At 75.1% G+C, this 8,667-nt stretch carries 5 protein-coding genes; all 5 read right to left on the minus strand.

What is annotated here, in order from left to right:
- Positions 1-3: 3 nt before the first annotated feature.
- Positions 4-1,119: a 2-oxo acid dehydrogenase subunit E2 gene (locus ABD352_RS53910; protein ID WP_344620471.1), complete on the minus strand. Its 1,116-nt coding sequence runs from the start codon at positions 1,117-1,119 to the stop codon at positions 4-6.
- Positions 1,116-2,108: an alpha-ketoacid dehydrogenase subunit beta gene (locus ABD352_RS53915; RefSeq protein ID WP_344620472.1), complete on the minus strand. Its 993-nt coding sequence runs from the start codon at positions 2,106-2,108 to the stop codon at positions 1,116-1,118. Before ABD352_RS53915 ends, ABD352_RS53910 begins: the two co-directional genes overlap by 4 nt.
- Positions 2,105-3,028, minus strand: coding sequence for a thiamine pyrophosphate-dependent dehydrogenase E1 component subunit alpha (locus ABD352_RS53920; protein ID WP_344620473.1), 924 nt, complete (start codon positions 3,026-3,028; stop codon positions 2,105-2,107). The genes ABD352_RS53915 and ABD352_RS53920 overlap by 4 nt, the downstream gene beginning before the upstream one ends.
- Positions 3,025-8,373: a non-ribosomal peptide synthetase/MFS transporter gene (locus ABD352_RS53925; protein ID WP_344620474.1), complete on the minus strand. Its 5,349-nt coding sequence runs from the start codon at positions 8,371-8,373 to the stop codon at positions 3,025-3,027. Before ABD352_RS53925 ends, ABD352_RS53920 begins: the two co-directional genes overlap by 4 nt.
- The coding region (locus tag ABD352_RS53930) for a phosphopantetheine-binding protein (RefSeq protein WP_344620475.1) at positions 8,370-8,667 on the minus strand (298 nt) is incomplete at its 5' end. The genes ABD352_RS53930 and ABD352_RS53925, both read right to left, overlap by 4 nt.

Genomic DNA, 8,667 nt, shown 5'->3' on the forward strand with positions numbered 1-8,667 from the left:
GGATCAGGCGTCGCGGTCGAGCAGGTGGTCGGCCGGCGCCTCCAGGCAGTCCCGGATCGCGTGCAGGAACAGCGCCGCGTCCCGGCCGTTGACCAGCCGGTGGTCGTACGCGAGCCCGATCTGTGCCACGGTGCGTGCCTGGACGGCCCCGGCCTCGTCGAGGACCAGCTCCCGCTGCGGCGCGGCGAGCGCGAGCGCGCAGACCTGGCCGGGGAAGATCATGGGTACCGCGAGGACGATGCCGCCGTCGTGGTGCAGGGTGAGCACGATGTTGGCCCCGGCGAGCTGCTCCTCGCGGAACGCGCCCTGCCCGGCCAGCCGGCGGTACTCGGTGAGCCGCTCGGCGATCTGCGCCACCGGCAGGGTGGCCGCGTCCGGTACCACCGGGATGTGCAGCCCGGCACCCAGGTCGAAGGTGACGCCCACGTTCGGCCGGGCGGCCGGCTCGGCGGTGCGCTCGTCCACCAGGCGCGCGAAGAACAGCGGGAACGCGGCGTGCTGCCGGGCGACCGCCGCCACCAGCAGGTCGGGCAGGCCGACCAGCCGGCGCAGCTGCCGGGTGAGCCGCCCCGCCGCCGCGAGGGCTGCGTCCACCTCGACCTTCACCACGCTGTACGCGGCCGGGATGGTGGCGTGCGACAGCGCGACGGTGCGGCCGATCGCCTGCTGGCGGGGGCTCAGCGCGTGCCGGGCCGGCGTCGGCCCCGCGAGCGCCAGGATGTCGGCGCGCCTGACCACCGGCACGCCGAGCGACGCGACCAGGGCCGGGTCCAGGCCGAGCTCGTCGATGAGGGCCTGCGCCGGCGCGGTGATCACCACGGTGGAGCCGCCACCCGCCGCGGCGGCGACCTCCGGCGGGGCGGGAGCCGGTCCCGGGTCACCGTCCGGGCGGACCCGGCCGATCAGGTCGCCGGCGGCGCAGGACGCGCCGGCGGGCAGCAGCCGGCGCAGCACCCCGTCGCCGGGGCTCACCAGCTCCTCGACCGCCTTCGACGTCTCCACCGAGGCGACCGGGTCGTCGCGGCGCACCTGTTCGCCGTCGTCGACCAGCCATTCGAGCAGCACGTAGCTCTCGTCGTTGGTGTTCAGCTTCGGTACCCGAAGGTCGGCCCCCGTCACGCCACGGCCCTTCTGATCGCGTCGCGGATGTTCTCCTCCTGCAGCAGCACGGTGCGCTCCAGGTGCACGGCGGCGGGCACCACGCTGCCGGCCGAGTGGGCGAGCACCACCGGGCGGCGCAGGCGGCCCCACAGCTCCTCGTGCACGGCGGCGGCCACGTCGGCGCCCCACGTGCCACCGGCGGTGCTCTCCTCGGCGACGACGACCGCGCCCGCCCGGGCCAGCAGCGGCAGCAGCGGCCGCACGTCGAACGGGTACAGCCGGTCCGGCACCAGCAGTACACAGGACGTCTCGTCCTCGACGAGCACCGAGCGGATCGCCGCCATCGCGCGGTGGGCCACCCCGCCGGGCGCGATGACCACGCAGGTCGCCGCCTGCGGGTCCTCGGCGCAGACCCGGGCGACGCCGTCCGCCAGCTCGTAGCGCAGCAGGTCGTCCACCACGCCGCCGGTGTACATCGGGCGGGTGTAGAGCACCTTGTCCTCGAAGTACAGGCAGGGCTCGGCGCTGGCGAGCATGGCGTCGAACTGGTCGCGGATCTCGTGGAACGGCGACATCTCGTACACCGACAGGCCCGGGATGCCGAGGAAGTGCTTCTGCAGGCTCTGGCTGTGCGTCGGGCCGTAGCCCCGCCCGCCCCCGGTCGGGCAGCGCACCACCACCGGCATCGGCACCCGCCGCCCGTACATGGTGACCGACTTGGACAGCAGGTTGAGCACCGCGTCGAAGGCCAGCCCGACGAAGTCGGAGAACATGATCTCCACGATGGCCTTGTCGCCCGCCAGCGCGAGGCCGCCCGCCACGCCGACGATGGCGTTCTCGCTCAGCGGCATGGCGTGCACCCGGTCGGGGAACCGGTCGGACAGCCCGCGGGTGGCCTTGAACGCGCCGCCGTACGGGTCGGTGATGTCCTCGCCCAGCACGTGCACGCCCGGGTCGTCGGCGAGCACGCCGTGCAGTGCCCGGTTCAGGTTCTCCGCCACCCTCATGCCGTCCGCTCCCAGCTGCTGTGCGGCCGGGCGGAGACCTCGCCGGCCACCGCGTCCATCCTGGCCCGGACCGCGGGCTCGAGCCGCGCCGTCTGCTCCGGGTGGTCCCGGCGGTACCGCGGCAGCCAGTCGGCGGCCCGCACCCGGGCGATCTCCTCGTCCGTGCGGGTGTCGTCGCCCTTGCTGTGCGGCCCGATCCGGTGGGTGGCGAACTCCACCACGAGCGGCCGGTGCCCGGTGCGCACCTGCTCGACCAGCGGGGCCAGCTCGGCCCGGATCGCGTTGACGTCGACCGAGTCGATCCGGCGGTGGGCGATGCCGAAGGCGGCGGCGCGCCCGGCAATGGTGCCGGCCATCTGCCGCGCGGTCGGCGTGGACTGGGCGATGCCGTTGTGCTCGACCACCACCAGGACCGGCAGGGCGCGCAGGGCGATGAGGTTGAGCGCCTCGTACACCGCGCCCTCGCCCCAGGTGCCGTCCCCGATGTACACACAGGACAGTCCACCGTGGCCGGTGCGCTTGAGCTTCATGGCCACCCCGGCCGCCAGCGGCAGGCTCTCGCCCTGCACGCCGGTGGACAGGTACCCCTCCCGGTACAGGTGCTGGCTGCCGCCCACCCCGTGGCAGACGCCGCCCTCGCGCCCCATGATCTCGGCGAGCAGCCCCTCCGGGTCGGCGAAGCGGGCCAGGTAGTGGCCGTGTCCGCGGTGGTTGCTGAACACGTGGTCGGCGCCGGCGAGCAGGCCCGAGATCGCCACCGGGACGTACTCCTGGCCCAGGCAGGTGTGCGTGGTGCCGTGCAGCAGGCCGGCCGAGAACAGCTCCAGCAGGCGCCGCTCGAAGTACCGGATCAGCAGCAGCGACTCCAGGTCGGCGTCGGCGAGCCCGGTCAGCCGCGGCTCGATGCCGGCGGCGGTCATCTGGACTCCCCCGTGGCCGGTCCGTCCTGCCGGCGCAGCGCCTCCAGCCCGATCAGGTCGTCGGGCAGCGCGTCCGGCACGTCCTGGTCGAAGCGGGCCAGCCGGCCGCGCAGCGCGGTGGCCGCCCACGCCGCCATGGCGAGGGCGAACACCAGGTAGATCAGGGCGATGCCGCGCCCGGGACCGGTGCCGATCAGCACGCCCACCGTGGAGGCGAGCGCGCCGCCCGGCTCCAGCAGCGGACCGGCCAGCGCCGAGCCGAGCGGTGCGATGACGCCGAAGCCCAGCGGCAGCGTCGACCAGGCGACCAGCGTGTTGAGCGCCAGCACCCGGCCGTGGAACCGCTGCGGCACCTTGACCTGGATCAGGGTGAAGTAGATGCCGTTGAGCAGGGTCAGCCCCAGGGACATCACCCCCGCGCCGACGGTGATCGCGAGCAGGTCGGGCCGGGCGCCCGCGATCAGGCAGCCCACCGCCAGCCCGAAGATGGCCAGCGCCATGCCGCGCACCCGCTGCCGGCGCGGGCCGCCCCAGATCGTCATCGCCAGGCCGCCGAGCGTGACGCCGATCCCGCCGGCGAACGAGGCGCGGGCCACGTCGCCCAGCCCGCCAAGCGACAACACCAGCGGCGAGACCAGCAGGAACAGCGGGGACAGGAAGATGTTGAGGATGGCGAAGAAGCGCAGCAGCCGGCGGAAGTCGGTGTTGCCCCAGGAGTACCGCACGCCCTCGGTCAGCTCGGCGAGGACCGACTCGCGGCGCCGCCAGGCCATCGCTCCCGGGAACCGGATCAGCGCCACGGTGAGCACGGCGACGGCGTAGCTGACCACATCGATGACCAGGATCCCGCTCAGCCCGATCGCGGCCAGCAGGCCGGCGGCGATCAGCGGCACGAGCAGCTGCGCGGTGCCCTGGGCGCTCTGCACGATCCCGTTGGCGTGGCCGAGGTACCGCTTGGGCACCAGCTGCGGGATGGCGGAGCCGTACGCCAGCCGCTGGAACGTCAGCGCCACGGACAGGCAGCCCAGCAGCGGGTAGATGTGCCACACCTGCAGGTGGCCGGTCCACAGCAGCACGCCCATGGCGAGCTGGACCAGCCCGGCGGCCGCGTCGGCGATCATCATCACCCGCCGCCGGTCGTAGCGGTCCACGATGGTGCCGGCCAGCGGCATCACCAGGATGCCGGGTACCAGGCCGATGACGGCGAAGAGCGCGAACCGGGCCAGCGAGCCGGTGGTGACGTAGATCCAGAGCGGCACCGCGAACTCGGTGAGCGCCGAGCCGACCAGTGACACCAGCTGACCGGCCGCGATCGGCAGGAACCGGCCCATGCTCGGCTGCGGCCCGGCCGGCGCGACCGGGCCGGTCGCGGTGGAGACGGCGTGCAGCCACCACCCGTCGCCGTCGCCGGGGCCGGGCAGGACCTCCGCCGCGTCCGCGCGGTGCGCCCGGGTGACGATGGCGGCCAGCTCGCCGGCCCGGTACTTGAGGAAGTAGTGGCCAGCCTCGCGCAGGACCACCACGGCCGAGCGGTCGGCCAGGAAGTGCCACTCGCGGTAGCGCTCCTGGTAGTAGTCGGTGTCGGGGTCGTACTCGCCGGCCACGGTCACCATCGGCGCGCGCAGCCGGGCGGGCGAGGAGGAGAACAGGCCGCTGAAGTACTCCTTGGCCTCCTGCGCCTCGCGACGCATCGCGCGGACGATCTCGCGGGCCTGGCCGGGGTCGAGGTCGTTCATCGCGATGCCCATGGAGACCAGCCAGTTCTGGTACCCGCGGTCACTGCGCAGCGCCTCCAGGCCGCCCCGGCGGCCCAGCCTGCTCCACGGGCCCTTCGGCCGGGCGAACGGGAAGCTCGCCCCGATGTAGACGGCCTCGACATCGCGGCCGGCCGCCTCGAGCCGGCGGGCGATCTCCACGGTGAGCGCCGAGCCGACGCAGTGGCCGTACAGGGCGACCGGGCCGGTCACCTTCTGCTGGATCTCGGCCACGCAGGCGGCGGCCAGCTCGTCGAAGGGCAGGCGCTGCTCGCGCAGGCCGATGTCGTGGCCGGGGATGGCCAGCGCCCACAGCGCGTGGGTGGCCGGCAGCGCGTCGGCGAGGGGCTGGTACACCACCGCGCTGCCGCCGCCGTACGGCACGCAGACGAACGACAGCGCCGGCGTGCCGGTGCGGCGCGGGGTCAGCTCGTGCAGCAGCCCCTGCCCGGCGGCGTCCGGCGGCGCGTCGATCAGCCTGGCCAGCTCCCGCACCGTGCGGTGCTTGAACAGGTCCATCACGCTGACCCGGGCGTCGGTGAGGCGGCGCAGCCGGGCCACCACCCGGGTCGCGGTCAGCGAGTGCCCGCCCAGGTCGAAGAAGTCGTCGTCCACGCCCAGGTCGGTGACGTCCAGCGCCTCCCGCCACACCTCGGCCACCGCGTGCTCGGTGGGCGTGGCGGGCGGGACGAGCGCCACCGACGCGTCCCGCTCGGTGACCGGCGCGGGCAGCGCCCGGCGGTCGAGCTTGCCGTTCGGGGTGAGCGGCAGGGCGTCCAGCCGCACGTAGGCGGTCGGCACCATGAAGTCCGGCAGGCTGCGGCGCAGCGCCGCCCGGTCCGGCTCACCGCCGACGAGGTAGGCGACGAGCCGCTGGTCGCCGGGGCGGTCCTCGCGGACCAGCACGACGGCGTCGTCGATCCCGGCCTGGGCGCGCAGCGCGGCCTCGATCTCGCCGAGCTCGATCCGGAAGCCGCGCAGCTTCACCTGGTGGTCCAGCCGGCCGAGGAACTCCACCGTCCCATCGGCGCGCCAGCGGGCCCGGTCGCCGGTGCGGTACAGCCGGGCGCCCGGCGGCCCGAACGGGTCGGGGACGAAGCGCTCGGCGGTCAGCGCCGGGCGGCCGACGTACCCGGTGGCCACCTGGACGCCGCCGATGTACAGCTCGCCGGGCACGCCGACGCCGACCGGCTCGCCGTGCGCGTCCAGCACGTAGAGCCGCGTGTTGTCCACGGGCGCCCCGATCGGCACCCGGGCCCGATCGCGCAGCGCGTCCTCGCGGCACTCCCACGCGGACACGTCGATGGCCGCCTCGGTCGGCCCGTACAGGTTGAACAGCCGGGCCGGCAGCCGTTGCAGGCAGCGGCGGGCCAGGTCGACCGGCAGCTCCTCGCCGGAGCAGATCACGCGGCGCAGCGTGGCGCAGCGCTCCACCCCGTCGGCGGCCAGGAACATGGCCAGCATGGACGGTACGAAGTGGACGGTCGTGACCCGCTCGGCGGCGATCAGGTCGCGCAGGTAGGCGGCGTCCTTGTGCCCGCCCGGCGCGGCGAGGACCAGCCGGGCACCGGCGAGCAGCGGCCAGAACAGCTCCCAGACCGACACGTCGAAGCTGGTCGGCGTCTTCTGCAGCACCACGTCGTCGGGGCCGAGCCGGTACTCGTCCTGCATCCACAGCAGCCGGTTGACGATGCCGCGGTGGGCGTTGGCCACGCCCTTGGGCCGGCCGGTGGAGCCCGACGTGTAGATGACGTAGGCGGTGTCGTGCGGGCCGCCCCGGTCGGGCGCGGCCGTGTCGTTCGCCGGCGGCAGCAGCCCCCGGTCGAGGACCAGCCGGGCCCCCGAGTCGGCGACCATGAAGTCGAGCCGCTCGGCCGGGTACTCGGGGTCCAGCGGCAGGTACGCGGCGCCGGAGCGCAGGATGCCCAGCAGCGCGACCACCAGTTCGACGGACCGCTCGGCGCGGATCGCGACCACGTCGCCGGGGCCCACGCCCCGCTCGGCCAGCGCGCCGGCCAGCGCGGCGGAGCGCCGGTCGAGATCCACATAGGACAGTTCGTCGGTGCCGCAGCGGACCGCGACCGCGTCCGGGGTCCGGGCCGCCTGCGCCACGATCAGCCCGTGCACCGTGACGTCGGCCGGGTGCTCGGCGGCGGTGTCGTTGAACGCCTCGACGACCAGCCGCCGCTCGTCGGCGTCCGGCCGGCCCAGCGCCGCCAGCCGGGTGTCCGGCGCCGCGACGGCGGCCCGCAGCAGGGCGACCAGCCGGCCCGCGAGGCGCTGCACGGTGGCGGCGTCGAACAGCGCGGTGTTGTAGATGAACGTGCCCGACAGGGCGGGGCCCTCGGCCGTCACGTACAGCTCCAGGTCGTACCGGGTGGACCAGGACTCGGGGCTGAAGCCCTCGACGTCCAGCCCGTCGCCGCCGCCGTCGCCGCCGGCCACGGTGCCCTCGTAGTTCTGCATCGACAGGATCACCTGGAACAGCGGCGACCGGGCCACGTCCCGGGCCACGTTCAGGTCGGCCACGAGGCGCTCGAAGGGCAGCTCCTGGTGGGTGAACGCGCCGAGCACCACCTCGCGCACGCGCAGCAGCAGCTCGGTGAAGGTGGGGTCGCCGGCGAGGTCGACCCGCAGCGTCAGCATGTTCAGGAAGCAGCCGACCACGTCGTCGAGCTCGGGCGCGGCCCGCCCGGCCACCGGCGAGCCGACGGTGACGTCGTCCTGGCCGGCGGCGTGGCCGAGCAGCGCGGCGAGGGCGGCGGTCAGCGTCATGAACGGGGTGGCGCCGTGGTCCTGGCCGAGTGCGGTGAGCCCGGCGGTCAGCTCTTCGCCCATGGTGAAGCCGTGCGCCGCGCCGGCATAGGTCTGCTCGGCCGGCCGGGGCCGGTCCGTCGGCAGGTCCAGCGGCGCGACGCCGGCGAGGTGGTCGCGCCAGTACGCCAGGTCGGCCGGGTCGCCGGCCCGGGCGCGCTGCCACGCCGCGAAGTCGTCGTACCCGACCGGCGGTTCGGGCTGCGGCACACCGGTGTACGCGGCCATCAGGTCCCGCCACAGCACGCCCATCGACCAGCCGTCGGCGGCGATGTGGTGCACCGCCAGCGCCAGCACGTGGTCGCCGGCGGCCAGCCGGATGAGCAGTGCCCGCGCGGTGGGCCCGGCGGCCAGGTCGAAGCGCTCCTGCAGGAACGCGTCGACCAGGGCGCGGGCCTCCTCGGGCCCGGGCGCGGCGGCCTCGGTGAGCGGGAAGCACCCGTCGGCGTCCGCGGCGATCGCGGCGAGCGGTACGCCGTCGGCGTCCTCGGTGAACCGGGTGCGCAGGGCGACGTGCCGGCCGGCGGCGGCGGCCAGCGCGGCGCGCAGGCGGCCGGTGTCCAGCGGCCCTCGCAGCCGCTGGACGAAGGGGATGGTGTACGCGGTGCCGGCCGCCGTGTGGCGGTCCAGGAAGAACAGCCGCTCCTGGGCGTACGACAGCGGGGCCGGCCCGTCGGGGCGGCGCGGCACGGTCTGCGCCGCCGGCCGCGCGCGCAGCCGCCGGGCCAGCAGCGCCCGCCGGATGTCGGCCGGGCTCTGCGCGGACGTCCCGGTCACCGGCCGGCCCGGATGGCGTCGACCACCCCGCGGATCGTGGGCTCGTCGAGGAAGACCTCGAAGGCCACGTCGGCGCCGAGCTGCTTCTTGATCCGGGCGGCGATCTGGGTGATCACGAGCGAGTGCCCGCCGAGGTCGTACAGGTCGTCGTCCAGCCCGACGTGCGGCATCCGCAGCACCTCCTGCCAGATCCGGCGGACCTGCTCGGTCAGCTGGCCGCCCGCGTCCTCGGCGCCGGGCCCCGCGGCGCCGGCCGGGCCGGCCTCCGGCGGGACCGCGCCCGCGAGCGGCGCG

This window comes from Dactylosporangium salmoneum (genome assembly GCF_039532525.1).
Taxonomy (GTDB): domain Bacteria; phylum Actinomycetota; class Actinomycetes; order Mycobacteriales; family Micromonosporaceae; genus Dactylosporangium; species Dactylosporangium salmoneum.